The organism is Parendozoicomonas sp. 2304DJ65-17 (genome assembly GCF_058148445.1).
Window position 1 is genome coordinate 1 of record NZ_JBYVJV010000126.1, and the last position, 236, is coordinate 236.

1 pseudogene is annotated in these 236 nt (G+C 49.2%); it reads left to right on the forward strand.

The annotated features are described in order from the left end of the window. Positions 1-236, forward strand: a pseudogene (locus ACY2RR_RS24765) (hypothetical protein); the annotation flags it as partial.

The window sequence follows — 236 nt, forward strand, 5'->3', positions numbered from 1 at the left end:
CCTGCTGATCGTGTTGCTTATAGTCATGCCTTCTCCAATCTTAATGGTGCTTCTGGTGCCATTGTTCTCTATCTGCAAAAAAGCCGTCCATTGGTAGAGGCGATGCTCACCCAGTTGTGCTCAAGATTGTCTGAAGACGGCACACTATGGCTGGTAGGTGAGAATGGCACGGGGATTAAATCCTGGAAGAAGAAAATGGCCAAGTGGGGTGAGGTTGACTCTGTAGCAAGCGGTTG